The sequence below is a fragment of the Corynebacterium sp. genome (assembly GCF_052107835.1).
Classification (GTDB): Bacteria; Actinomycetota; Actinomycetes; order Mycobacteriales; family Mycobacteriaceae; genus Corynebacterium.
On sequence record NZ_JBQEDF010000053.1, the window covers coordinates 1 to 23,539 of the forward strand.

The 23,539-nt window shown below is 66.7% G+C and carries 23 protein-coding genes; 8 read left to right on the top strand and 15 right to left on the bottom strand.

Translation table 11 applies throughout. The features are described 5' to 3' along the window. Nucleotides 1–178: 178 nt before the first annotated feature. A complete protein-coding gene (locus ACTIL2_RS12195; protein WP_442337735.1) occupies nt 179–421 on the bottom strand; it encodes a hypothetical protein in 243 nt (80 codons plus the stop codon). Between the two features lie 190 nt (nt 422–611). Between ACTIL2_RS12195 and ACTIL2_RS12200 the strand changes: the two genes are divergently transcribed. Further along, complete coding sequence (locus ACTIL2_RS12200) at nt 612–1,010, top strand: (deoxy)nucleoside triphosphate pyrophosphohydrolase (protein WP_442337736.1); 399 nt, start codon at nt 612–614, stop codon at nt 1,008–1,010. Then, nucleotides 1,007–3,937 (top strand): DUF3427 domain-containing protein, encoded by a 2,931-nt coding sequence (locus tag ACTIL2_RS12205; protein ID WP_442337737.1) that lies wholly within the window; start codon nt 1,007–1,009, stop codon nt 3,935–3,937. The genes ACTIL2_RS12200 and ACTIL2_RS12205 overlap by 4 nt, the downstream gene beginning before the upstream one ends. 466 nt (nt 3,938–4,403) lie before the next feature. Here the strand turns inward: ACTIL2_RS12205 and ACTIL2_RS12210 are convergent, their stop codons facing one another. Continuing rightward, the gene (locus tag ACTIL2_RS12210) at nt 4,404–4,748 is read right to left on the bottom strand and encodes a DUF1707 SHOCT-like domain-containing protein (protein WP_442337738.1); all 345 of its coding nucleotides are present in this window, start codon (nt 4,746–4,748) and stop codon (nt 4,404–4,406) included. Nucleotides 4,749–4,966: 218 nt separating this feature from the next. Here ACTIL2_RS12210 and ACTIL2_RS12215 point away from each other — a divergent pair, with 218 nt between their 5' ends. Next, on the top strand, nt 4,967–6,049 hold the full coding sequence (locus tag ACTIL2_RS12215) for an FAD-dependent oxidoreductase (protein ID WP_442337739.1): 1,083 nt from the start codon (nt 4,967–4,969) through the stop codon (nt 6,047–6,049). A 165-nt stretch (nt 6,050–6,214) separates the two neighbouring features. Beyond that, on the top strand, nt 6,215–7,384 hold the full coding sequence (locus ACTIL2_RS12220) for a hypothetical protein (protein WP_442337740.1): 1,170 nt from the start codon (nt 6,215–6,217) through the stop codon (nt 7,382–7,384). A gap of 145 nt (nt 7,385–7,529) precedes the next feature. Here ACTIL2_RS12220 and ACTIL2_RS12225 read toward each other — a convergent pair whose 3' ends face one another. The 9 genes from ACTIL2_RS12225 to ACTIL2_RS12265 form a co-directional block, all read right to left on the bottom strand. Next, nucleotides 7,530–8,957: an amidohydrolase family protein gene (locus ACTIL2_RS12225; RefSeq protein WP_442337741.1), complete on the bottom strand. Its 1,428-nt coding sequence runs from the start codon at nt 8,955–8,957 to the stop codon at nt 7,530–7,532. Further along, a complete protein-coding gene (locus ACTIL2_RS12230) occupies nt 8,954–9,529 on the bottom strand; it encodes a pyridoxamine 5'-phosphate oxidase family protein (RefSeq protein WP_442337742.1) in 576 nt (191 codons plus the stop codon). The genes ACTIL2_RS12225 and ACTIL2_RS12230 overlap by 4 nt, the downstream gene beginning before the upstream one ends. Further along, a complete protein-coding gene (locus ACTIL2_RS12235; protein ID WP_442337743.1) occupies nt 9,526–10,326 on the bottom strand; it encodes a creatininase family protein in 801 nt (266 codons plus the stop codon). Before ACTIL2_RS12235 ends, ACTIL2_RS12230 begins: the two co-directional genes overlap by 4 nt. Then, entirely contained in the window at nt 10,323–11,759 is a 1,437-nt protein-coding gene (locus ACTIL2_RS12240) for an FAD-binding oxidoreductase (RefSeq protein ID WP_442337744.1), read from the bottom strand. The genes ACTIL2_RS12235 and ACTIL2_RS12240 overlap by 4 nt, the downstream gene beginning before the upstream one ends. Then, a complete protein-coding gene (locus ACTIL2_RS12245) occupies nt 11,756–12,583 on the bottom strand; it encodes an ABC transporter substrate-binding protein (protein WP_442337745.1) in 828 nt (275 codons plus the stop codon). Before ACTIL2_RS12245 ends, ACTIL2_RS12240 begins: the two co-directional genes overlap by 4 nt. A gap of 174 nt (nt 12,584–12,757) precedes the next feature. Then, a complete protein-coding gene (locus ACTIL2_RS12250; RefSeq protein WP_442337746.1) occupies nt 12,758–12,994 on the bottom strand; it encodes a hypothetical protein in 237 nt (78 codons plus the stop codon). A 160-nt stretch (nt 12,995–13,154) separates the two neighbouring features. Beyond that, nucleotides 13,155–14,009 (bottom strand): ABC transporter permease, encoded by an 855-nt coding sequence (locus ACTIL2_RS12255; protein WP_442337747.1) that lies wholly within the window; start codon nt 14,007–14,009, stop codon nt 13,155–13,157. A gap of 53 nt (nt 14,010–14,062) precedes the next feature. Continuing rightward, on the bottom strand, nt 14,063–14,839 hold the full coding sequence (locus ACTIL2_RS12260; protein ID WP_442337748.1) for an ABC transporter ATP-binding protein: 777 nt from the start codon (nt 14,837–14,839) through the stop codon (nt 14,063–14,065). Continuing rightward, nucleotides 14,836–16,131, bottom strand: a complete 1,296-nt coding sequence (locus ACTIL2_RS12265) for an amidohydrolase family protein (RefSeq protein WP_442337749.1) — start codon at nt 16,129–16,131, stop codon at nt 14,836–14,838. Before ACTIL2_RS12265 ends, ACTIL2_RS12260 begins: the two co-directional genes overlap by 4 nt. Nucleotides 16,132–16,599: 468 nt before the next feature. Between ACTIL2_RS12265 and ACTIL2_RS12270 the strand changes: the two genes are divergently transcribed. From ACTIL2_RS12270 to ACTIL2_RS12280, 3 genes are read left to right on the top strand one after another with little or no spacing between them, the layout of a single operon-like run. Next, nucleotides 16,600–17,583, top strand: a complete 984-nt coding sequence (locus ACTIL2_RS12270) for a PDR/VanB family oxidoreductase (protein ID WP_442337750.1) — start codon at nt 16,600–16,602, stop codon at nt 17,581–17,583. Further along, nucleotides 17,580–18,875 (top strand): amidohydrolase family protein, encoded by a 1,296-nt coding sequence (locus ACTIL2_RS12275; protein ID WP_442337751.1) that lies wholly within the window; start codon nt 17,580–17,582, stop codon nt 18,873–18,875. Before ACTIL2_RS12270 ends, ACTIL2_RS12275 begins: the two co-directional genes overlap by 4 nt. Beyond that, on the top strand, nt 18,868–19,941 hold the full coding sequence (locus ACTIL2_RS12280; RefSeq protein WP_442337752.1) for an isopenicillin N synthase family dioxygenase: 1,074 nt from the start codon (nt 18,868–18,870) through the stop codon (nt 19,939–19,941). The genes ACTIL2_RS12275 and ACTIL2_RS12280 overlap by 8 nt, the downstream gene beginning before the upstream one ends. A 20-nt stretch (nt 19,942–19,961) precedes the next feature. Here the strand turns inward: ACTIL2_RS12280 and ACTIL2_RS12285 are convergent, their stop codons facing one another. Both ACTIL2_RS12285 and ACTIL2_RS12290 read right to left on the bottom strand, forming a co-directional pair. Continuing rightward, nucleotides 19,962–20,732, bottom strand: a complete 771-nt coding sequence (locus tag ACTIL2_RS12285; protein WP_442337753.1) for a hypothetical protein — start codon at nt 20,730–20,732, stop codon at nt 19,962–19,964. Continuing rightward, a complete protein-coding gene (locus ACTIL2_RS12290; protein WP_442337754.1) occupies nt 20,729–21,613 on the bottom strand; it encodes a hypothetical protein in 885 nt (294 codons plus the stop codon). The genes ACTIL2_RS12285 and ACTIL2_RS12290 overlap by 4 nt, the downstream gene beginning before the upstream one ends. A 121-nt stretch (nt 21,614–21,734) precedes the next feature. Between ACTIL2_RS12290 and ACTIL2_RS12295 the strand changes: the two genes are divergently transcribed. Next, entirely contained in the window at nt 21,735–22,124 is a 390-nt protein-coding gene (locus ACTIL2_RS12295) for a helix-turn-helix domain-containing protein (RefSeq protein WP_442337755.1), read from the top strand. On the opposite strand, the gene ACTIL2_RS12300 is transcribed toward ACTIL2_RS12295, so the two are convergent. Further along, nucleotides 22,087–22,701, bottom strand: coding sequence for a ClpP family protease (locus ACTIL2_RS12300; RefSeq protein WP_442337756.1), 615 nt, complete (start codon nt 22,699–22,701; stop codon nt 22,087–22,089). The genes ACTIL2_RS12295 and ACTIL2_RS12300 overlap by 38 nt on opposite strands. Before the next feature lie 2 nt (nt 22,702–22,703). Then, nucleotides 22,704–23,357, bottom strand: coding sequence for a ClpP family protease (locus ACTIL2_RS12305; RefSeq protein ID WP_442337757.1), 654 nt, complete (start codon nt 23,355–23,357; stop codon nt 22,704–22,706). Nucleotides 23,358–23,539 lie beyond the last annotated feature (182 nt).

Here is a 23,539-nt window from a genome sequence, read left to right on the forward strand (position 1 = left end):
TGGGTGAGCGCGAGCTGTTCCCGAAGGTTCGTGAGACCACGGGCGAGGTCATCGCGGACGGCTTCTCCTGCAGGACGCAGATCGAGCAGGGCACGGGCAAGCAGGCCCGGCACGTGGCGGAGATCGTGCGGGAGATTGTGGTGTAGGGGAGTGGGGGACGCCCGGGCGAAGATGCTGGCTATCCCTCGGAGGTGACGATGCCACCAACCAGGGTGGGGGAGTCACCGCATTTCAGGATCTCTACCGTGTAGACCGCATGCTCCCTCGAGCATGCGGTCCCTTCGCCGGTGAGGGGGAGAAGTTCGTCCGACATCCAGTCGTCCAGGTCCGAGTTGAGCGGGGCGACCGATGCCGTCAGGATGTACGTCCTGCTTCGGCCAATTCGCGGGTAAGTATTGGTGATGGCGACAGTGATCTTCACCGGGGCCTGCTTCCATCGACAGTGGATCTCGGAGATGCGTGGACGGCAAGAGTCATGGCGGTGCTCATGTGAGTAGGCGTCCTGCAGGAGAGGTGTCGCTCACGATAGCCGGCACTGTGTCCGTAGCGCTTGCTAGGCTGAGGCACGTTAAGAACGAGACATGCCGTGTGCCTCACGATCAGGAGTGCGAGTGAAGAAGAGGATCAACGTAGTGGGTGCCGTCCTAACGGATGGGACAAAGATCTTGGCTGCTCAGCGTGGTGAGGGTATGTCTCTCGCGGGCATGTGGGAGTTCCCTGGCGGAAAGATTGAAGCAGGAGAGTCCCCTCAGGAAGCGTTGCGACGGGAGCTTCAGGAAGAGCTTCTGTGCGCCGCGGAGATAGGGGACAAAGTCGAAACCACCGAGCACGAGTACGACTTCGGCATCGTCATCCTCACCACTTTCTTCGGCACCATCGTGGACCAGGAACCAACGCTCATGGAGCACTCGGAGGTCCGGTGGGTTGAAGCGAGCGACCTCGGGTCTCTTCCCTGGGCGCCCGCAGACATTCCGGCTGTTGACCGGGTCGTTGCACACTTCGCCGCATGACTGCCTCAGATGCGCCGTCTAAGGTCAGCGCGGCAACAGCGCACGGATTCCTGGATCGGACGATCGACTCAGAGCATCTGTACCACCCTCGTCTGATCGAGAACCGCGACGGCAACATGATGGTGACGGCCATCGAAGAAGAACTCAGGCGGTCGCAACACTTCGACTTTTCCGTCGCCTTCATCACCACCGATGCCCTTGGTCTGCTCAAGCAGGCACTTCTTGATTTCGCGGGCACGGCGCGGATCATTACGTCCAACTACCTGGACTTCAATGATCCGGACATGTTTCGGGAACTGTTGAACCTCACCGGAGTCGAGGTCCGTGTGCACCCGGGAGCGGGAGGTGGTTTCCACGCGAAGGGATACATCTTCGAGCAGGCGGGTAGTAGATCGGCGATCATCGGCAGCTCGAACCTGACCCGCAGTGCTCTGACCAAGAATCAGGAGTGGAATCTCCGATTCTCCGCGCTCCCCGACGGGGACATCACACACCAGATCCAGACGGCGATCGATGACCAATGGAGCAACTCGGAGCCGCTCACAGAACACTGGATTAACGAGTACGCGCGACACAGGCAGCCGCGTGTCCCTCAGGTCATGGCTGAAGCGATCGAACAGGGCGAGATTCCTGCTGGTCACATCGTCCCCAACACCATGCAGAAGGAAGCCCTGGAAGCGATCCGTGCGGTTCGGAAGGGGAGTCCGGACGCTGACATCCCACCTGAGAACCGCGCGCTTGTCATCTCGGCAACTGGGACGGGAAAGACGATCTTGGCGGCGCTCGCGGCGAGGGAGATGGCGCCGGCGAGGATCCTGTTCATCGTTCATCGCGAGCAGATTCTCGACAAAGCCATTACAGAGTTCGGGCGCGTGCTCGAGTGGGAAGACGACGAGGTAGGACGCATTGTCGGCAGCACGAAAGACGTCGACAACCGCTACGTTTTCGCGATGGTGCAGACGTTGTCGAATCCGCACTTCTTGGAGTCGATCCCCCGAGATGCTTTCGACCTCATCATCATTGATGAGGTACACCGGGCTGGTGCAGCCAGCTACGAACGGATCATCGAGCACTTCACCCCGACGTTCCTCCTTGGTCTTACGGCTACGCCGGAGCGCACGGATGACTTCAACGTCTTCGAGCTCTTCGACCACAACGTCCCGTATGAGATTCGGCTTCAACAAGCCCTGGAAGCGGACATGCTTGCCCCCTTCGACTACTACGGGGTCGAGGAGTATGTGGATGACATCGGCAACGTGCAGGACGACACGTCGAGGCTTAGCAAGCTTGTTGCCCCGGAACGGGTCGAGTACATACTGCAGATGCTTCGCACCTACGGGTTCGCCTCCGCGGTGAAGGGCCTGATGTTCTGCAGCAGCCGCAAGGAGGCGCACGAACTCTCGGAACTGCTGAACGAACAGGAGCTCAACGGACGTCTACTCCGGACGTTGGCGTTGACGGGCGAGTCGTCCCCCGTCGAACGCGAGACCGCTATGCGTGCGCTCGAGGACGGAGAACTGGACTACATCCTCACTCGCGACATCTTCAACGAAGGGATCGACATCCCTGCAGTGAACCAGGTCGTGATGCTACGGAACACAGAATCCAGCATCATCTTTACCCAGCAGCTGGGACGCGGCTTGCGCAAGAGCCCGGGGAAGGATCACCTGCGGGTCATCGACTTCATCGGCAACTACAAGAACAACTTCCTGATCCCTGTTGCACTATTCGGTGACAACAGTCTCAGCAAGGATTCCGTCAAAGAGAAGCTGATCAAGGCAGAGTCCACCGGTGTGATTGCGGGGATTTCCAGCGTGAACTTTGATGAGGTCTCGCGCCAACGAGTGCTGGAGTCACTGGCCACGTCGAGTCTCGACGGCGTGACCAACTTGAAGAAAGCAATTCGTGAACTGCAGCATCGGATCGCCCGTACGCCGATGCTTATTGACTTTGCCAGGCACCAGACGGTGGATCCGGTCGTGCTAGCAACGAACCCTAAGCGCGCTTGGCACAAGTGTTACTGGAACCTGTTGTGCAAGGTCGACAAGGACATGACAAGGCCAACGTCGGCGGAGGAGGCATACCTGTCGCTGCTGGATAGTGAATTGCTGAACGGGAAGCGTCCGCACGAGATGCTCCTGATCAAGAAACTGTTGGACGAGGGGAGGATCACTCGAGATAGCTATGCAGAGTGGTTGCTGGATCAGGGCTGTGTTGCTGACGACGCGACGTTGTCGTCGATCGAACGCATCCTAACCCTCGAGTTCTTCACTGCGGAGGAAGTCAAGAAGTACGGCCCGAACTCTGTCATGGACAGTGTCGAGGGCAACTATCGGCTGAACCCGGAATTCCGACGCCTGTATGAGGCTGGTGGCCAGTTCAAGGAACATGTGGACGATGCTATTGAAACAGGGATCTACCTCGCTCGACATAGAGAGTCTTGGTCCGGTGCCCTCCTTGAGGGGAGGCAGTACACCCGGAAGGACGTGTGTCGGCTGCTGAACTTCGAGTCGAACCAGTACAGCACCCTGTACGGGTACAAGACAGACGCGTTCTCGAATACGTGCCCCATCTTCATCACGTACGAGAAGTCAGACGAGATCTCGGCGACGACGCAGTACGAGGACAGCTTCGATGACGAGAACACGATCAACTGGTTCACGAAGAACAACCGAAGCCTGACGAGGAGTCAAGGTGAGATCGGGATCGCCAACAATAGCTACAACCTGCACGTCTTCGTCAAGAAAAGTGATGTCGATGGTGCTGACTTCTTCTACCTCGGTGGAGCCGAAGCACGAGGTGCTCACGATACTCATATCAAGGACAAGAGCGGCAAGGACGTCTCGATTATCAACATGAAACTGGACCTTGAGGACACGGTCGAACCCGGTCTTTACAGGTATCTGACGGCACCGTCATTGACGTAGCTGAGCCAGCCATGCCTATTCGCCTCTGATTCGTCGGTGGCCCTGGGTGAGTATCTCGGCTGCAACCGAATCTCGCCATACACGCTCGGCAGAGAGCTGCATGTATGCCGTAGTCGCGTCGACGCGACGATGAATCATCCGTCCTCGTAAAGCGCCCACTGCTTCATCGACCCATTCTTGGTACTCGTTGGCCTTCAATTCTTTCACGGCTGTCGCTCCTTCAACATTGTCATTGTGGTTGGAACGACAGTACGACCAGAGGTGGACACGTCATGGCGGCGTTCGAACGCCAAGGCAACAGGCTAGGCTGACTCTCTCAAGGAGCATCCTGTAGCGCAGTCACCAGGGGAAGCAGTAACGACTGCAGAAACAAGTCCTTCCTGCCCCCGGAATCGTGAGAAGTGTAGTCACTGCACCGAGCGGTCGCCGTCCCCTGCGCGGGCCCTCTGAACCCCGGGAACACCCGTCAGGGCTGCCCCGTCAGCAGGATCACGACCATGACCACGAACACCACAACCACGACGACGGCGCTGATGGAGGTGACGAGCGCGATCAACTTCCCGCTGCGGTGGGGCGCCAGCAGTGCACTGGTCAGCGTCTCCGGTGGTTCGAAGTCCGCCTCCTCCACCAGCAGGTCCCTGATCAGCGGGAGGAGGTCGGCCTGTGTTGTGGCATTCAGGGTGGCGTGCCGGCGCCGGTCGTACTCGTGCCGGCCCAGCTGCCCCTCGGAGTAGGCCTGTTCCAGGCGGGAGAAGACCTGCTCACGGTCGTCATCGCTCGCCCGCTGGGCAGAGGGTTTCGCGGCGGACATGGGAACACCTCCTGTCCTCTCGACTCTACTGGTGCTCGTCGTATCAGTGACACCGTTGCACCGTTGCCGTGGGCACGGCGCCGCGGCAATCTGAGTCGATGCCCAGACCGATTCTGGGACGGGAATCGTTTCGGACATCGACTCAGATCCTCGGGAGCACTCGCCAGAGTCCCGGTGGGCACTGCCGTGACGCGCCTGGATGGTCCACAATGGAGCGCATGTCTTCCTCCTCCGCACCATCCGACCCTCCCGTCCCCTCCGGTTCCCCGACGCCGTCGAGGATCACCGTCATCGGTGCCGGCGTGATCGGCCTGTCATGCGCCCATGAGCTCGCCGACGCGGGGTACGAGGTCACAGTCATCGCCGACCATGGCCCGGGCGACACCGTCTCGGCCGTGGCAGGTGGTCTCTGGTTCCCCTACCGCTCCGAGAAGTCCTCCGTGGCGGACCGCATCCTGGAACGGTCCCTGGTCCGTTTCGTCGAGCTCGCCGAACAGTCCACCCTCGCAGGGTCCACGGGCGCTGACGGTAGCGACGGCGGCGACGATTTCACTGACGACATCCCGCCGGTGACCATCACCCGCGGCGTGGTCCGGGAGCGCCTCGATCCTCCGGACCGCGACTGGATCGGGCCGGTGGTGAACGTCCTCGGGGAGGACGAGGTCCGTGACGTCCCCGGGGGAGTGCAGACTGCGGTGCCGATGATAGACAGCCCGAGGTACCTGGCCTGGCTCATGGACGCCTGCCGCATCGCCGGGGTGGAGTTCCGCTGGCAGACGGTGGAGTCGTTGGAGTCGCTGCGCGGGCAGGCGGACGCAGTCGTCATCGCCGGTGGCATCCGTGGCGGCGAACTACTCGGAGGGGATGAACATGTTGTGCCGATCCGTGGGCAGATCATCCTGTTCGCCAACGGTGACGGCGACGCGAGGATCACCGACTGGATCACGGACACCGACGACACGGAAGCGCAGACCTACGTCCTGCCCCGCGGGGACGAGGTCGTGGTCGGCGGCATCTCGGACGAGGGGTCCTGGGACGACGCCCCGAACGTGGAGACTGCCGAGGCGATCCTGGACCGTGCGGAGGAGATGGTCCCGGCACTGGCGACCCTGCCGATCATAGGGCACGGGGCCGGGCTCCGGCCCGGGCGTCCGACCATCCGGCTGGAGCGGGTGGCTGCTGACACCCGCGGTGTTCCCGCTGAACTTCCCGTGATCGCCGCCTACGGTCACGGCGGCGCGGGCGTGACCCTGTCGTGGGGAACCGCGGAGCGTGTCGTGGAGATGGTCGCCGAGCTGTAGCGGAACAGGCTCAGCCGTCCCGCACAACCCGGACGGCTGGGGCGGGGTGAGCACGGGGAGTTGTCCACACTCCGGACACAAACCTGGCGAAAGTTGTCCACAGGAATCCCTTGCTGCCATGCTCACGCTTCCTTTCCGCGGACGACTGCGCTTCACTTGTCGTCCATGGGGAAACAGAACACCGACGGGGCGGCAACTAACGCAGAGGAGCGCAGGAGGAACTTCCGTGAAGAGAAGCAGCGCCGGCGTCGCTGGCTCGCCATCGCCCGACGGGATGGACGCATCCCCCGCGGACGGGGGCTCGACCACTCCATCAGGGTGTATCCCCTCCCCGCGCCGGAGCGTCGCAAGGACGTCCTGTCCGCCAAACGGGCCACGCAGACCACCCTGGAAGATCTCTTCCGCGTCCTTACCAGGACTGCCGTGGTCAGCGTGGAGCAGGAGGGCATGCCTGGGGAGTTCCGGGTACGGGCGGGGGACTGCGGAGGATTCCTCGTGGCCATCATCACCCGTGCCCGGGCCCACTGGCTGCTGAGCATTGGCAGCGTCCTGGGGTTCTGGGCGGCGGCCGCCTGCCACGGTCTGCCCTACTGGTGCGACAATGCACCCGTCGTGCTCCTGAGCCGCACCCATGCCACCAGGGACGCCCGGTCGTGGGTCGCCGAACGGACCCCGCGGAAACCGGTGTTCCGCAAGCTCGTGGAGAACACGCTGACTGTGCGTCCTGATCCGGGGTTCCCCGACCTCGAGGTCGTCACCGCGGAGATCGCTGCCGGGCAATGCCTGCACTCGGTCATGAACGGCACGCACAGGTGGGATGTCCCTCCGGTGCCCGGCCTCAGCGACCGCGAGGTGCGTGCGGTGCAGTTCATCGACGCCTTCTACCAGTGCACCTACCTGACCGCCGGAGATATCCGCCGCGGGTCCCGGAACTACGTGGACACCATCGCAGTGGAACGGCTGCTGGCTCTCGCTGACCTGGGGGCCCAGTCGCCCCGGGAGACGCTGCTGCGCCTGTACGCGCGGGACGTCCTGCCTGGGAGGTTCACCTGGACGTCGCAGGTCACCGTGCTCCTGGACCCGGAAGGCCGACCGTGGAAGCACCTGATCGCCGACCTGGCGTGCCCGGAGCTGAAAATCGCCCTGTTCTACGACGGCTCCTACCATCGGGCCGAGGAGCGCCGGAGCCTCGATTTCGCGCAGTTCCACCGCATGCAGGCCCTCGGATGGGAGTGTGTGCGCGTCGGAGCGTCGTTGATGGCGGATGTCCGGCAGATGATGGAGGACATCGGGGACGCCGTCGATCGTGCAGTGCGGCGGACGGACGGGGGATAGTGACGGCAGTCAACCGGTGCTGACGGGTCCCCACGGATGGCTCCGTGCCGTCCTCCGGGATCTGAGTCGATGCTCCGAACGATCTGCGGTCCAGAATCATTCGGAGCGTCGACTCAGATCCCGGGCGGTACCGGACGACGCCGCACTACAGTGCCGGGGTGAAGCCTCCGGCGATGGCGGACCGGACCATGCCCTCGTCGGCGAGCTGGTTGACCTCCTCGTAGCTCACACCGTCGGCGCCGGTGGGAACGTGGGAGCCGCCGGACGCGGCATCGAACACGGCACGGCCTCCCACGTACACCGTCCTCAGGTGCCGCAGCCCGCAGGCCAGCACGTAGGTCGCCACCGGATCCCAGATCGGCCCGGTCGCCGGGTGCCGCGGATCCACGACCACCAGGTCGGCGAACTTCCCGACCTCCAGCGAGCCCACACGGTCAGCCACGCCAATGGATGCCGCCGACCCCAGGGTGTGCAGCCGCAGCACATCGTCCACCGCCATGATCGAGGCGTCCGAATGCACCGCACGCTGGGTGAACAGGCCGGTGCGCATGTTCTCGAAGGGGTCGGAGGTGTCGGTGCAGGACTGGTCGTCCACACCCATGCCCACGGTCACGTCGCGCGCCAGCAGCCCGGTGATGTCGGCGATGCCGGAACCGAGGCGCCCGTTGGACATCGCCTGCCACACCACGGAGGTCCCGGTCTCCACCACACGGTCCACCATGCGCTGGGTGGGGTGCACGAAGTGGCCGAAGGCGAAGTCGCTGCCCAGCACACCGGCCTCGTCGTACCAGTCGAACTTGGCCTGCTGGATCTCGATCTGCTCGGCGGTCTCCACGAAGTGCGCCTGGTTGGTGATGTCCCACTTCTGCATCAGGTGCTTCTCGAGCTCCGCGGTCTTCGCCGCCGACGCCCACTGCACCGCCCCGTAGACCGAGCCACCCAGGTTCAACTCCGGGTGGGACGAATCGATCGAGGGGAGGTGCGCCATGGCCTCGTCGAACCCGGCCAGTGCATCGTCGTCGGGCAGCTGCTCGTCGTCGACGCGCACGGAGGTGACGAAGCGGATCCCGGCGTCCGCCACCCCGTCGATCTGCCGGGTCACGAAGTCCGGCTCGTGGACCTTCACCGCCTTCAGCGTGGAGGTCTCGTAGTCGAAGCGGCACACCACGCGCGACTGGGTGAAGTTGTACACCGAGGTCACGCCCGCGGAGAGGTGGTCCAATCCGCCGGCGCGCGAGAGCCAGTACATGGTCTCCGGGTCGGCCTCGGCGAGCATCGCGGAGTTCTGCGTGACCCAGGTGTACAGCGGCTCGGAGTGGGCGATGCCGCGCACCCCGCCGGTGTAGATGTGGCTGTGCGCGGAGACGAACCCGGGTGCCAGGAACGCACCGTCCAGGTCGATGCGGGTGTCGTCCGCGTAGGACACCGCGACGTCCTCCGGCGGAGTCCCCTCGCCGAGGCCGCTGATGCGCCCCTCGCCGTCGACGGCGAGCCAGCCGCTGAACCAGCGGGCGTGGTGGGGGCTGACCGGCAGAATGACGGCGTTGGTGAACAGGGTGCGCGGTGCGCTCATCCGGGAAGAACCTCCGTGGTCCAGGTGGTGTCGGGGTTGTCAGGGTTGGTACGGGTGTACCGGACGCGTCGGGACGGGCCCTCCTCGTCAGCGGTCCAGAACAGGTACTCGCGGGGCACGACACCGAATCCGGTCCATGTCGACGGCGGATCCTCCGCGCCCAAGTCGGGGTGCGCCGCATCGAAGTCGGCCCAGATCCGGCGGCGCTCGGCGACGTCCTTCTGCGCCATCTCCCGGTCGTTCAGCCAGGCCAGCAACTGGAGGTACCGGGACCGTGCCGCGTAGGCCACGCGTTCGCCGGACGGGGAGTCGGCGACAACGTCCCCGATGACGGTGACCTGCCGCGTCCGGTCGGGGGTCAGCACCGTCAGCGAGGCCTTCGGACTGTGGGCGATGTCGGTGATCTTCCGCGAGCGGCTGTCGGTGTGGAAGAAGACACGTCCGTCGTCGCCGACGCCGGTGACCATCACCGTGCGGGTCCGCGGGTAGCCGTCGGGGTCGACTGTGGCGAGCGTCATCAGGGTCGGTGACTCCTCGAGGTGGTCGATGAAGAGTCGGGACGGGTTGGTCACGCTGTACCTCCTGGGGTCGGTGGGCCGGGGACGAAGCTGGCGATCTCCGGCAGGGCGGCCACTATTTCCTCCACGCGCTGCTCGAACAGCTCCCCGCCGGTGGATGCGGTCGCCCCGGTCGGGTCGCCGACGACGCCGGATTCCGACAGGTCGGTGGACAGCCACCCGAACTTCACGCTACGCCCGGGCGCGCCGAATCCGACGTGCGAGCAGTCGGCGACGGCGTCGGCGACCTGCGGCCCCAGTGCTTCGGCGGCCGCCATGTCCACCAGCTCCGGGGCAATGTGCAGCATCATGGATGTCTCGGCCCAGCCGGCGTGCACGCCGATGCCGCGCTCGGTCTCGCCGGGCAGCGCGGGCCCGGACATCAGGAAGGTGCGCAGGTCGAAGCGTCGGCGCAGTTCACGCAGGGCGACTTCCAGCAGGGCGGAGTTGCCGCCGTGGCAGTTGAGGAACAGGACGCGCCGCGCCGGGGTGGCGGCGATGGACCGCCCTAGGTCAACGATGGTCTGGAAGAAGGTCTCGGGACGCAGCCACATGGTGCCGGGGAGCAGGGCGTGCTCGTCGGATTTGGTGTACCCCAGCGCGGGCAGCAGCCACACGTCGGTGGTGGGGGCAGCGCGTCGCACCGCCTCGGACGCCACCGCCTCGGCCACGGTCAGATCCGTGGACACCGGCAGGTGGGGGCCGTGCGGTTCGATCGCCCCGACGGGGAGCACGAGCACACTGTCCTGTGACAGGACGGTGGGGATCTCGGCGGTGGACAGGGCGGCGAAGCGCCGGTCGTCGGTGATCACATCCACCTCCCGGGGTTGAGGATGCCATGTGGGTCAGATGTACCAGCCAGCGCCTTCACCCGGTCGGGCTCCAGGTCGACGTACCACTGGTGCGGCGAATGCACGCCCACGCCCAGCGCGGTCAGTTCCGGCACACCGGCCAGGATCCGCTGCTTCAGCGACTCCGTGGATTCCCCGGTGCCGACCGGGCCGTTGAGCATGCCGAACATCATGTTGTTGCCCACCTCCAGGTGGAAACTGGCGGGACGGCCGGGCAGCGAGTACACCGCCTCGACCTCGTCCAACCGGTCGACCACGGCATTGCCCTGGCACTCCATGTGGAACCAGAGTTCCGGCTCCTTCTTCTGCAGCCACCAGGTGGGGTGGTTGTAGGAGACCGTGGACAGGCGCACGGACTGGCTGATGCCGGTCCGCACGTCCTCGATGCGTCCCGCGTGCGCCTCCACGATGGAGGAGAAAGCGTCCATCTCCGCGGCGTCGATGATGCCGCGGACGTTCGCCCGCCCCGGCACCAGCGCCGGGTCGGCGGGCAGCGCCGCGACGATCTCCGGACCGTCGGCGGACATCAGCCGGGGCTGCAGGCCCGTGGACATTACCTCGCGGGCGGCGGCGGAGGCGTCCTGCGTGGTCCCGAAGGACGCGTAGGTGCACCGCCAGTCCTGCAGCTCCTCCACGCGCACCGTGGCCCGCACGATGATCCCGGCCACGCCGTAGGTGTGGACGAACGGCTGGGCGTCCTCACCCTCCAGGTGGATGATCCGGGCGTCCTCCGTGGCGGGGACGATGTCCACCGCGGTGACGAAGCCCTGGTGGTTGCGGCCGTGGACGATGGTGCCCGTGCCTGCCGAGCCCCCGGCGAGGAACCCGCCCAGGGTGGACTGCACGGTGGACGGGTACATCCACAGCTGCCGGCCGCGCTCCCAGGCGTACTGCTCCAGGGTGAGCATGCGGGCGCCGGCGTCGGCGGTGATGGTGGGGGACCAGCCTGCGTCTGTGCTGATGCCGTGGATCCCGGTCAGCGAGGTCATGTCCAGTACCAGACCGCCGAAACGGGGCAGGACCTGGCCGTAGTTGCCGGTGCCCTTGCCGCGGGTCGTCACCGGCACACCGTGGTGCACCGCCGCCCGCATGATCTCCGGAACCTCCTCGACCGTGCGCGGGTAGCAGACCACGTCCGGCGTCCCGAGCTCACCGGCGGCGAGCTGCGCGGACAGGACCGGGGACATGCCCGAGCCGTCGCGGGACGCCCGGTCGACCGCGCGCGGCAGCTGGGAGACCCCGCGTGGGCCGAGGACACCGATCAGGTCGTCCACCAGGGCATCCACATCGGCCGGGGTGAAGGACGGGCGACCGTCCTGCGTGGCCGTGGCGAAGACGTGGTCGACGTCGGTCTCGACCCGCACGCCGAGTTTGCCCGCTAGTGTGTCACTCAATTCAGCGACACTTCCTCGTCGAGGAACTCGTTGGTGGCGAGTTCCTCGTTGGTCACGCCCTCCTTCACCGGGGTGCCCTGCTCGTCGAAGATGGGGGTGAGGATGTCGACCAGTTCCTCCAGCCGGGCGTCCTCGAAGGAGCCCAGCACGCCGTCGGCACCGTCGGCGACGAGTTCCTCGTCCTGCATCTTCCCGTGGCCGAATTCGGCGTTGCCGTCGCCGTAGACCCAGCCGGCGTTGAAGTCGGAGACCGCCTCGACGATGAGCTCGTTGGCGTCCGCCGGGTCCTCCATGTACGACTGCTGGCCACGCTGCAGCACCGGGATGAGCTCGGACAGGCAGTCGGACTGGTCCTCCAGGTCGCCGGACTTCGCCGCGAGGGCGGACTTGTAGGTGGGGAAGCCCGCGTCGTGGATGAGCTGGTAGTCGATCGGCTTGTTCCAGCCGTCGACCTCGTTCTCGTAGTTGTACGGCTCGGACGAGGAGTAGCCCTGCTGGGCGTTCTCGCCGTCGGCCGCGACGAAGGTGGCGGGGGCCCCGTCGTACGATTCGTCGATCTGGTCCTCGTCGAGGATCCCCGCACCCGTGAGGTACTTGATGTAGGACATGTCCGAGAAGGTCAGGACGGTCGCGCCCTCGTCCTTGAGGTCGCCGATCTCGTCGACGTCCGGGTATGTGTCCGGGTCCCACATGATCATCTGCGGACTCTTCTCCATGGTGGTCATCACGCCGGTGGTGGGCATCTCCTCGGAGTTCTGGATGGACTGGTCGGTGTCGACGTAGCCGAGCAGGATGTCCGGGTCCTGGTACATCTGCGAGGTCACGTTCTGGTTGCCGATCGCCGGCCCACCGGAGCGGATCTCCAGGTCAACGCCGGTGTAGCCGTTGTCGCCGTCGAACAGGGCGCCGGAGACGACCTTGGATTCACCGTCGATGTCGACGGCGTCGGCACCCTCGCCACCGTAGTTGAGCTGTTCGTAGAGGTGGCCGTGCTCAGCCTAGGGGAACCAGTCGGTCTGGACCACGACGTTCTCGGGGCAGACGGACGACAGGTCGGTCTCGCCGATGTCGCCGTCGTAGCCGGAGCCGCCACCGGAGGCGTCCTCTGCCTGGTCGGCGCCGGAGCCCTCACCGCCACAGGCGGCCAGGGCGACGGTGGTGGTCACGGCGACGGTGGTGGCGATCACGGTGCGGGCGGTACGGGATGTGCGGGATGCGTGGCTAGTGCGCTTCATGGTGGTCTCTCATCCGGGAAAGTGGGGCGGAGGGGATGGTGTGGGCGACATTTCGCACCCGGGACACGTCTCACGATGTGATACATGCTGGTCAGTTGGCTGCGACGACCGTGCGGATCAGCGGCGAGGTGCGAAATGTCGGGTGCGGCGGCTGCCCGGGCTACTTGCTGTACCAGCGGCCGACGACACGGTTGCCGATCCAGCCGAAGATCAGGAACACGACCACGCCCAGCAGGGAGGCGAGGATGATCGCGGCGAACAGCTCCGGCGACTGCAGGCGGGAACGGTAGTTGTCGAGCAGCACGCCGATACCGGGCGTGCCCTGCTTGAAGAAGAAGTCGCCGACGATCGCGCCGACCACCGACAGCCCGGCGGAGGTGCGCAGGCCGACGAAGATGGACGGCATCGCCGCGGGCAGCTCCAGCTTGCGCAGGACGGTCAACCGCGACGGCTTGTGCAGTGCGAACAGGTCGCGCATGCCGGGCTCCACGGACTTCAGGCCGAACAGGGTGTTGGACACCAGCGGGAACAGGGCGATCAGCACGCAGACGAAGACGCGGGCGGAGAAGCCGAACCCGAACCAGAAGCCGACCAGCGGCACCAGGGCGAGCACCGGGATGCACTGCAGGAACACGGCGTAGGGGAACAGGGCGGCCTCGGCGCGCTTGGACTGCGACATCAGGATCGCCCAGGTGATGCCGATCGCCGCGGCGATGGCCAGGCCGACCAGGGAGACCACGGTGGTCTGCCACAGGCCCTGCCACATCTCACCGGCGGCGGGGCCGAGCAGGCCGTCGGAGATGACCTCGTGGGGCGGGGGCATCAGGAAGCGGCGCGACTCGTCGAGCAGCAGGTAGCTCACCGCGTACCAGGCGGCGATGACCAGGCCGAACACCGCCATCGGCAGCAGCAGTCCGGAGAAGGGGATGGTGGGCACGCTGCGGCGCGGGGTCTTCAGCGGGTTCTTCGGTGCTGCCCCGTCCGCCGGGGCGTCCTGTGCGGTGGTTGTGCTCATGGCCTCTGTACTTCCGGTGGGTGACGGTGCGGATGCGGGTGCGGTGGTGGTGCTCATGAGTGGGCCTCCATCAGGGAGTTCGAGACGCGTTCGGTGATGGCGGTGAACTCGGGGGTGAACCGGAGCTTCGGGTCGCGGGGGAAGTCGAAGGGGACGTCGACGGTGTCCACGATCTGCCCCGGGCGCCCGGACATCACGGCGACGTGGGTGGAGATGAACACGGCCTCGCTGACGGAGTGGGTGATGAACAGTCCGCCGAAGCGCTTCTCGGCGAACAGCTGGGTCAGTTCCACGCCGAGGCGTTCACGGGTGATCTCGTCGAGGGCGGCGAAGGGCTCGTCGAACAGGAACAGTTCCGGCTCGATGGTCAGGGCGCGGGCCAGGGACACGCGCATCTTCATGCCGCCGGAGAGCTGGTGGGGCAGATGGTCCTCGAAGCCGTCCAGGCCGACGGTGGCCAGGCAGTCGTTGCAGCGCTGCTCCCGGTCGGCCTTGGACAGGCCGTCGAGCTCACCGAGGAGCATCACGTTCTCCCTGACGGTGCGCCACGGCAGCAGCGTGGCGTCCTGGAAGACGTAGGCGATGCGTTCAGTGCTGGTGGTCATCGTCCCGGCGGTCGCGGTCTCCAGGCCCGACGCCAGCCGCAGCAGCGTGGACTTGCCGCAGCCGGACGGGCCGACGACGCTGGTGAACTCGCCGCGCGGGACCTTGAGGGTGATGTCGGTCAGGGCGGTGGTGCCGCCGTCGAAGGTCATGCCGGTGCCGGCGAAGGCGACCAGCGGATCGTCGGTCCCCGTCGCCGGGGTCGTGGGTGCTGCCGTGGTGGTCATGGGGTTCTCCTGGGGGTGGTCGTGGATGCTGTCGCGAACGTTGTCGTGGATTCGGTGTGGGCGACGACGCGGCCGCCGGCGAGGACGGTCCGGTCGGGTGGCGCCGCGGCGATGAGGGTCGCTGCCGAGGGAGGTGGAGGCGGTGGAGCGCCCGGGGTGTCGGGTGCCCGGATGCACAGTAGGTCGGCGACGGCACCGGGGACGGGGCCGGCGGCGGCCAGGCCCATCACCGCCCTCGCGTCGGTGGTGACCAGCTCCAGCGCCTCGTCCGGGTGCTGGTGCGCGGCGGTGACCAGCAGGGCCGCGGTTTCGAGGGCGTCGGCGCGTCCGGTGGGGTTGAACGGGTCGGCGACGTTGTCGCCGCCGGCCGCGACCTGCACCCCGCGCTCGCGCAGGCCGGTCAGCGGGGCGATCGCCCGGGACTGCCCGTCCTGCAGGTAGAGGTTGGTGGCGGGCAGGCCGATGACCGGGATTGCGGCGTCGACGAGTTCCGTGGCCGTGGCGTCCAGCTCGCCGCCGTCCATCCGGGACAGTCGGCAGCAGTGCCCGGCCACCCGGTCGCGTCCGGCGTCCCATCCCGCAACGCGGTCGGCGTAGCGGTGGATCGTCCGGGTCCGGTCGGTGATGAACTCGTCGATGTGCAGGTCGCAGCCCACATCGTGGGCCTCGGCGATGTCGATCAGGGCATCGGTCTGGGTAAGGGGGTCGTCCGCCAGGTGCGGTGCCCCGCCGACGAGGTCCGCACCGGCGTCCAGTGCGCCACCGGCGAGCTCCGCGAGGCGGGCGTCCGGCGTGTGGGCGGGGACGAGGGCGACGATCTGCAGAGTCATCATCCCGTCCATCTCCGTGCGGAGCCGGTCGAGGGCGCGGATGCCACGCCACGGGTCGGCGCCGGTGCCGCCGTAGACGTCGACGTGGGTGCGCACCGCCGTGGTCCCGGCGGCGAGCATGCTCATCGCGGTGCCGCGGGCACGGTCGAGGATGTCGTCCTCGGTGAAGCCGGACGCGGCGTCCGACCAGGCGGCCACCGCACCGGGCAGGTCACCGACCGGCGGGTTGACGAGGTCCCATGAGCGGGACTTGTCCAGGTGGGCGTGCGGGTCGGCCGCGGCGGGAAGCACGGTGTACCCGCGCAGGTCCAGCCAGGTGCTGTCGGTGAGGTGTGCAGGGTCGTGGGGGAGGACGTCTGCCACGTGCGCCCCGTCGAGGACGATGTCGACGGGACCGGCGTGCTGCAGCGTGCGGACACCGCAGAGGCCGGACGGCGGGACACTGGTCGGGCTGACGTTCATCGGGGACCCTCCTCTCTGGGTCTGGGGACCACCGCAGGCCCCGCCGATGTGAACCGTGTGGGCACCATCGCCGGCTGCGGCAGTCGAAATAGTCGGTTCAACTGCGTCGGACAGTCGGCGGTGTGCAGGAGTGCTCTCTTGTGCCCGGGACGTGTACCGGCGCCGGGCTGGGGCGTGGCGGTAAGGGGTCGGGCAACGGTCGTGCACCGCGTGTCTCTCGTCGTGCAGTGATCAGAGTATTGGCGGGTTGTTTCGCCGCTGTTACCCTCCGGGATCACCCCGGTGACACCTTCGGGGGTTTCGGGCGCCCCAGAGCAATTACATGTAAATGCGGGCGTCCAATATTTCATCCGCATGAAACCTGTCGCTTCCCTCGCGCGGGAGAACGTCCTGACGCTAGGGTGGGGGGCCAGGGTGAACCTGTACGCGCCGGGCTGGGGCATGCACCCACACGCGAGGTATGTCCACATGATCACCGCAACCGTGACCGCCCGGCGGCGGCTCACACCCCGGGTCGACGAATTCACGCTCCGCCTTCCGGCCGGTCCGGCAGGCCCGGAAGGCGCACCGCTTCCCGGATGGACCGCAGGCTCACACATCGACGTCGACATCCCAGGCACGGACCTGCAGCGCCAGTACTCGCTGTGCTCCAGTCCGGCGGACCCGTCCTTCTACCGCATCGCCGTCGACCGCTCGCCGGTCGCCGACGGGGGACGCGGCGGTTCCGACGGGTTCCACACCAGCGTCGTTCCCGGTACCGAGGTACGGATCGGCGAGCCGCGCAACCACTTCCCACTGACCCGTGCATTGAACTACGTCTTCATCGCCGCCGGGATCGGTGTCACGCCGATCATTCCGCTGGCCGCCCAGGCCGCGCGGTCGGGGAAGCCCTTCCGTGTCCTCTGCCTGGCGCGGACCGAGGAGGATATGCCGTACCTCCCGTGCCTGCGCACACTGTACGGAGAGACGGGAGGCGGAGGCACAGTGTCCTTCCACGGCTCCGCGGATGAGGGACGCATCGACCTGGCGGCCGAGCTGGCCGACCTTCCCCGTGGTACGGCCGTGTATGTCTGCGGCCCGGGGACGCTCGCCGCGGACGTCGCCGCCGTCGTGGAGCCGCAGCCCGCGGTGGACGTGTTCACCGAGCAGTTCAGCGCCCCCGACCCGGCGAGATCCGGACAGGCCTCCACCTTCGACGTGACCCTGGCGACCAGTGGCGAGACCTTCACCGTCCCGGCCGACGCCTCCCTGCTGGACACCCTGGAGGGCCACGGCACACTGATGGCCTCGTCCTGCCGCGAAGGGGTCTGCGGGACGTGCGAGGTCGGGGTGGTCTCCGGCGAGATCGACCACCGCGACAACGTCCTGACCCCGGAGGAACGCTCCGAGAACGAGTCGATGATGGTGTGCGTGTCACGCTGCCGCTCGGGACGGCTGGTGCTGGACCTGTGAGTACCACCCCCGTTCTCCTGTCCGGCGCGCTCGCCGGCCCCGACATCGCCGTGGTGGACGGCCTGATCGCCGACGGTGCGTCCGGCGGCTCCGACGCCGCCCACGCGCAGGTCGTGGACATCTCCGGCTGCGTGGTCACCCCGGGTCTGGTCAATGCCCACCACCACCTTCTGCAGTCCGCGTTCCGGACGATGCCCGGCACCCGGGCCGTGCCGATGGCCGAATGGCTCGGGGTCATGGCCACGGCCTACCGCGCCTACGGCGTGGATGCCGAACTCGACCACGCTGCGGCGGCGGTCGGTCTGGCCGAGTCACTGCTGTGCGGGGTCACGTCCGTCGCCGACCACCACCTGACCTGGCCCGCGGAGCTGGACACCGCGGGTACGGTGGCGCTGGCCACGGCGACCGCCCGGGCCGCGGACCAGCTCGGGGCACGGCTGTGGTTCGTCCGCGGGACGGCCGGCGGTGACCCGGAGGAGTCGCAGGAGTCCGTCCGGGCGATCCACGACGCCTTCACCGCCTTCGACAGTGACCGGCTGCAGCTCGCCGTCGGACCGTCCGGCGTGCACGCCGATGGACCCGGGACCTTCGCCGCCCTGGCGGATGTCGCCCGGGACCTGGGGCTGCTGCGGCGCACCCAGGCCAATGAGCAGGTCGACGTCGCCGTCGCAGCCGAGAGGTACGGGTGCCGCCCGCTGGACCTGCTCGCTGACTGGGGATGGCTGGAACCCGGGGTCACCGTCGCCCACCTGTGCGAGATCACGCGGGAGGAGCTGGAGGTCGTGGCGTCCTCCGGCGCCGCCGTCACCCACGCGCCCGGGTGCGACGTCCCCATGGGCTGGGGCATCGCCCCGGTCGGCGAGCTGCTGTCCCGGGGTGTGGCCGTGGGGATGGGGACCTCCGGTGGCGGCAGCAACGACGGTGGTCACCTGCTCGCCGACGCACGCCTGGCGGTGCAGGTGTCCGGGCTGACCGGCACGCCGGTGTCGGCGGAGGAGGCCCTGACGATGGCGACGATGGGCTCGGCGACCGGGTTGGGACGCCCCGATCTGGGAGCGCTGGAGCCCGGGACGCCGGCCGACCTGTGCGTCTGGGACATGGGGGACGTCGCGGACGCAGGTGTCCACGACCCACTCGCCGGGCTGCTGTGGGCCTCGCCGGGACGCCGCCCGCGCGACGTGATGGTCGCCGGGGAATGGGTGGTCCGGGACCACCGACTGCTCACCGCCGACTCCCGCGAACTCGCCGCGACACTGAACACCATGATCAGAGAGAGGAACAACCATGAATGACTCCACCAACGAATTCCATGTCCCCGTCATCGACATCTCGTCCTACACCGGGGACGGCACCGCGGAGGAGAAGGCCGCCGTCGCGGCGCAGGTCGACGCCGCCGCCCGCGAGGTCGGCTTCATCCAGCTCACCGGCCACGGCGTTGACCGGGACACGTGGGACGGACTGGCGTCCGCGCTGGACGCGTTCTTCCTCCGTGACCTGGAGGTGAAGAAGCGCGTCACGACCCCGCCCGAGATCAACCGTGGCTACTCCGCCCCGAAATCCGAGCGGCTGTCGCTGTCGCTGGGTGTGGAATCCGCGACCGGGATGAACGACTTCTTCGAGGCCTTCAACATCGGGGTGCAGTCGTCCGACTTCCCCGACCTGGGGCTGCCGGAGGCCGACTACCCGGAGAACGTGTGGCCCGCGGAGTCGGAGGGTGGGATGGCGGAGTTCCGCGGGAACCTCGAGCGGTGGTTCGCGGCGGCACAGGAGGTCGCCGAGACCCTCACCGTGATCTTCGAGGACTCCCTGGAGCTGCCCCGTGGGACGATCACCTCCCTGGCGGACCACTCCATCGACGTGCTGCGATCGATCAACTACGCCCTGGACCCGGGGCAGACCGTGGAGCTCGACGGCGACCTGACCGGTATGGGGGAGCACACCGACTACGGCATCGTGACGGTGCTGTGGGCGGACCGGGTGGCCGGGCTGCAGGTGCTGGGGTCGGACGGTTCATGGCACGATGTGCTGCCGGAGCCCGGCGCGCTGCTGGTCAACCTGGGTGACGTGACCGCGCGGCTGACGAACGACCAGTGGAAGTCGACGCTGCACCGGGTGCGTCCCCCGGTGGTGGACGGCACGATCATGCGGCGACGCTCGGCGGCCTTCTTCCACGACGGCAACGTGGATGCCGTGGTGGGGCCGTTGCCGGGGATGGTCGATGCGGAGCACCCCGCTCGCTACGAGCCGATGACGGTGGGTGAGCATGTGGCCCGCAAACTCGCCGGGTCGCGGTCGCTGGAGTCCAACTCGTCCGGTACGTCGCGCGAGTCGGAGCGGGTGCTGTCCTCGAAGCGGTGAGATCGGATCGACATCCGGGCTTACCGGGGCGCGGTGCGGTAGGGCGTGAATCCGCCGTACCCGGCCCCGATCCGGTAGTCGGTCTCGTAGATCCGGGGAGGAGGCCGGGAGGAGCCCTCCGCCGTCACCCTCCCGTACCTGCTGAGGACAGCGGCGAACCGGTCCATGAAACCCTCGTCCCCACGCTCATCGCGCAGGCTCCTGAACTGGGCCTCGACGGTGTCCAGCTGCTCGAGCAGTCGTGGGTCCCCCGCGGCGCCCGACTGTGCCTCGTTAATGTCCCCGATGAGGTCGGTGAGGACATCGTGGCGGACGGTACCGTCCCCCTGCTCCATGGAGAAGAGCACGTCGATGCTGTCCTCCGCGGTGCTCATTCGCTCGACAGCCCGGTAGGCGGCCGCGACATCGTCCGCGTGTCTGCCGAACGCCCTGGGCCGGGATTCCAGGGTGAGGCCGGTGCGGTCGATGATCTCGTCCGCCCGGAGAAAGGCTTCCTTGCACTGCTCCCACTGTCTGCGCAGTTCATCGTCGGCAATGGGGGAGGTGAGTGAGTTCGCCCGGACATCGATCTGGTCCAGACGCAGAGCCACCGAGCTGTACTGGCTCGAGATCAGGACGAACCGGTCGCGGGCGGTGCTCTCCCGCTCTTTGCGCTCATCGGGTTTAGCCACGCTGCGGTACACGACCATAGCGAGGAACAGGAGAACCCCGACGCCGAGTCCGAGGCCGATGACGACGTACAGGACCGCGCCGACCGTGTCTCCGAGAGTTGATGCGGTGTCGCTGCTCATGGTGTCCGTCCTACTCCGGCGAGGGTGTCGGCCACCCCGGCATCCCATCGTTCAACGGTGCGGTACGGGGTCCATCCGCCGAATCCCGCCCCGACCTGGCAGCCCGGGTCGTAGATCGAGGGTGTCGTCAAGCCGGCCGTCTTCTCGAGGCTGGCGGTGAGCTCCTTGATCAGCGACTCCGTGATTCGTCCGTACTCGCGGACGATCGTCGAGTAGTCCTCCATGAAAGTGGGGTTGTCCTTGCCGCAGTGTTCCTGAAGTTCCTGCGTGCGATTGACCAGGGCACGGAGTTGCTTCTTGCTCGCGGGGTTCGTCGACTTGTTGTGGGCGGTCGACATGTCCTTCAACAGGCTGGTCAGTTCGTTGTCCCGGACGTCTGGGTCTCCCTGTTCCATCGCGAAGATCCGGTCGATGTTGTCCTCCGCGTGCTGCATCCGGGTGGCGGCCGTGTGGGCTTCGGTAATGGTCTCGGCGTGCTTGCGGAGTGTGCGGTTGGAGGAGGACCCGGTGATCTTCAGCCGTTGCAGCCGGTCCTGTGCGACGACGAACCCCTTCTTGCATTCCTCCCACTGTCGACGGAGTTCAGCGTTGGCGATCGGCGAGGTCAGTGAGTTCGCGCGGACGTCGATCTGGTCGAGGCGCAGGCCCACGGAAACCTGCAGGTTGGATGCCTCGGTGAAGTGATGGCGGGCCTCCGCCGTCGTGTTCTTCCTCCTGTAGAAACCCGCGTAGATGCCGTAGGCGATGGCGGGGAACAGGAATGCGCCGATCAGTGCGATGCCGACCGCGGCTTCGCCGAGGAACTCTTGCCAGTCGACGTCACTGTTGTTGATGGTGATCTCGAACAACGCCAGAATGTGCTGTTCCGGGGAAGACAGCATCCGGTTCTCCTCGGGAGGATGGACAACTTAGGGGCGGCGTGAGCATTCAATCAGTAAGAATACAGGAACTTATGCGTCACGCAGGGCACGCGACGTCGGGTGACGACGTAGGCTCGGTTCCATGAGCCAGCGCACCAGGACCGAAGACACCACCGTCGTCCCGTTCCGCTCATGCGACAGTGATCCGGGGACAGGACGCGATGACCTGCGTCCGGACAGACTCTGGCGCGAAGCCCTCGGCGAGGAGATCCACCGTCAGCGCACCCGCCGTGAGGACCGGCTGAAGGACACCGCCGAGCGTGCAGGGATCTCCCCGCAGTACCTCTCCGAACTGGAGCGGGGGATGAAGGACCCGTCCTCCGAGGTGCTCGAGGCGGTCGCCGGGGCGCTCGGGAAGTCGTCCTTCGAGTTGGTCCGCTCGACGGTGCACCCGGTGTCGCCCACCAACCGGTCGGCGCGCATGGCGGGGCCGTCTACCGGACCGGCGAACCCGGTTCTTCTCGCTGCGTGAGCACGTTGTCCACGATGCCGTAGTCGACGGCGGCATCGGGGGTCAGGACGAGCTGGCGTTCTGTGTCCTCACGTACCTGCTCCGGCGTACGTCCGCAGTGGGACGCGAGCACGGATTCCTGCAGGCGGCGGATGCGTTCCATCTCCTCGGCCTCGATGATCAGGTCCGGGATGGTGCCGCGCCCGCCCTCGGTCGCCGGTGCCATGAGCACCACCCGGCCGTTGTGCAGGATGGAACGGTGGCCGGAGGTCCCTCCGGCCAGCAGCAGTGCGGCAGAGGCGACCGCCTGGCCGACACAGGTAGTTTCCACGCGCGGGCGGATGAACTGCAGGCAGTCGTAGATCGCCATCGTCGCCGACAGCGAACCGCCGGGGGAGTTGATGTACAGGGACAACGGTGCGTTCGGATTGTCGCTCTCCAGGTGTAGGAGTTGGGCAATGACCGCGTTGGAGACACCGTCGTCGATCGGAGTTCCGAGGTAGACGATGCGTTCGTCGAGTAGGCGACTGTAGATGTCGACGGTCTTCTCGCCGGTGGCGGTCTGGGTGGTCACGTAGGGGATGGGGTAGGACGACATGCTCACGCCTCCTGTCCGTTGGGGAATCCTGAGCCGAGCCCCAGGGTTGAGCGGCGGGCGGTGAGGCCCTCCGGACCGGTGATGGGGTCCAGGTCGTCGATGATGCGGTCAACGAAGCCGTAGTCCTTCGCTTCTTCTGCCGTGAACCACCGGTCGCGCAGTGAGTCCTGGGTGACTTTGTCCGGGTCCTGGCCGGTGTCGTCGGCAATGCAGGTCAGGACGGTGTCCCGGGTGTGGCGCATGTCCGCGGCCTGGATCTCGATGTCCTGGGCTGTGCCGCCTATGCCGCCGGACCCCTGGTGCAGCAGCACCTTGGCGTGCGGCAGGATGAAACGCTTACCGGGTGTGCCGGCGGACAGGAGGAACTGGCCCGCGCTGTAGGCCATGCCGATGTTCACGGTGGCGACGTCATTGGGGATGCCTCGCATGGTGTCGCGGATGGCGAGCATGCCGGGCACGGAGCCGCCGGGGGAGTTGATGAGCAGGACGATGTCCGCTTTGGCGTCCCGGGAGGACAGCAGTACCAGTGAAGTGCACAGCCGGTTGGAGGTGTCCTGCTCCAGGGCATCGCCGAGGACGATGATGCGCCGTTCGAAGAGATCGCGGTAGATTTCCTGGTCGAGTGTTCGGGTGGGGTCGGGGTTCTTCTCTGACATGGGAACCAGCGTGCTTCCGTGGTGGTCACGGCGACAAGGCGTCGCTGCTGGTCGCGGATCCGCTGTGAGCGGATCGGGCTGTCGGGGGAAATCAGCGCTTGTGCAGGTACGGTTTCGGGCCGAGAGTGCGTGTAATCTCCCAGGACATCGGTGACACTTCTAGATCAGGACATCGGTAACAG

Coding starts and splice junctions, on each gene's coding strand:
- ACTIL2_RS12305 (WP_442337757.1), bottom strand. CDS start 23,357: ATGTCAGAGAAGAACCCCGACCCCACCCGAACACTCGACCAGGAAATC.
- ACTIL2_RS12295 (WP_442337755.1), top strand. CDS start 21,735: ATGAGCCAGCGCACCAGGACCGAAGACACCACCGTCGTCCCGTTCCGC.
- ACTIL2_RS12300 (WP_442337756.1), bottom strand. CDS start 22,701: ATGTCGTCCTACCCCATCCCCTACGTGACCACCCAGACCGCCACCGGC.
- ACTIL2_RS12265 (WP_442337749.1), bottom strand. CDS start 16,131: ATGAACGTCAGCCCGACCAGTGTCCCGCCGTCCGGCCTCTGCGGTGTC.
- ACTIL2_RS12260 (WP_442337748.1), bottom strand. CDS start 14,839: ATGACCACCACGGCAGCACCCACGACCCCGGCGACGGGGACCGACGAT.
- ACTIL2_RS12255 (WP_442337747.1), bottom strand. CDS start 14,009: ATGAGCACAACCACCGCACAGGACGCCCCGGCGGACGGGGCAGCACCG.
- ACTIL2_RS12250 (WP_442337746.1), bottom strand. CDS start 12,994: ATGAAGCGCACTAGCCACGCATCCCGCACATCCCGTACCGCCCGCACC.
- ACTIL2_RS12280 (WP_442337752.1), top strand. CDS start 18,868: ATGAATGACTCCACCAACGAATTCCATGTCCCCGTCATCGACATCTCG.
- ACTIL2_RS12215 (WP_442337739.1), top strand. CDS start 4,967: ATGTCTTCCTCCTCCGCACCATCCGACCCTCCCGTCCCCTCCGGTTCC.
- ACTIL2_RS12220 (WP_442337740.1), top strand. CDS start 6,215: ATGGGGAAACAGAACACCGACGGGGCGGCAACTAACGCAGAGGAGCGC.
- ACTIL2_RS12210 (WP_442337738.1), bottom strand. CDS start 4,748: ATGTCCGCCGCGAAACCCTCTGCCCAGCGGGCGAGCGATGACGACCGT.
- ACTIL2_RS12225 (WP_442337741.1), bottom strand. CDS start 8,957: ATGAGCGCACCGCGCACCCTGTTCACCAACGCCGTCATTCTGCCGGTC.
- ACTIL2_RS12205 (WP_442337737.1), top strand. CDS start 1,007: ATGACTGCCTCAGATGCGCCGTCTAAGGTCAGCGCGGCAACAGCGCAC.
- ACTIL2_RS12270 (WP_442337750.1), top strand. CDS start 16,600: ATGATCACCGCAACCGTGACCGCCCGGCGGCGGCTCACACCCCGGGTC.
- ACTIL2_RS12285 (WP_442337753.1), bottom strand. CDS start 20,732: ATGAGCAGCGACACCGCATCAACTCTCGGAGACACGGTCGGCGCGGTC.
- ACTIL2_RS12290 (WP_442337754.1), bottom strand. CDS start 21,613: ATGCTGTCTTCCCCGGAACAGCACATTCTGGCGTTGTTCGAGATCACC.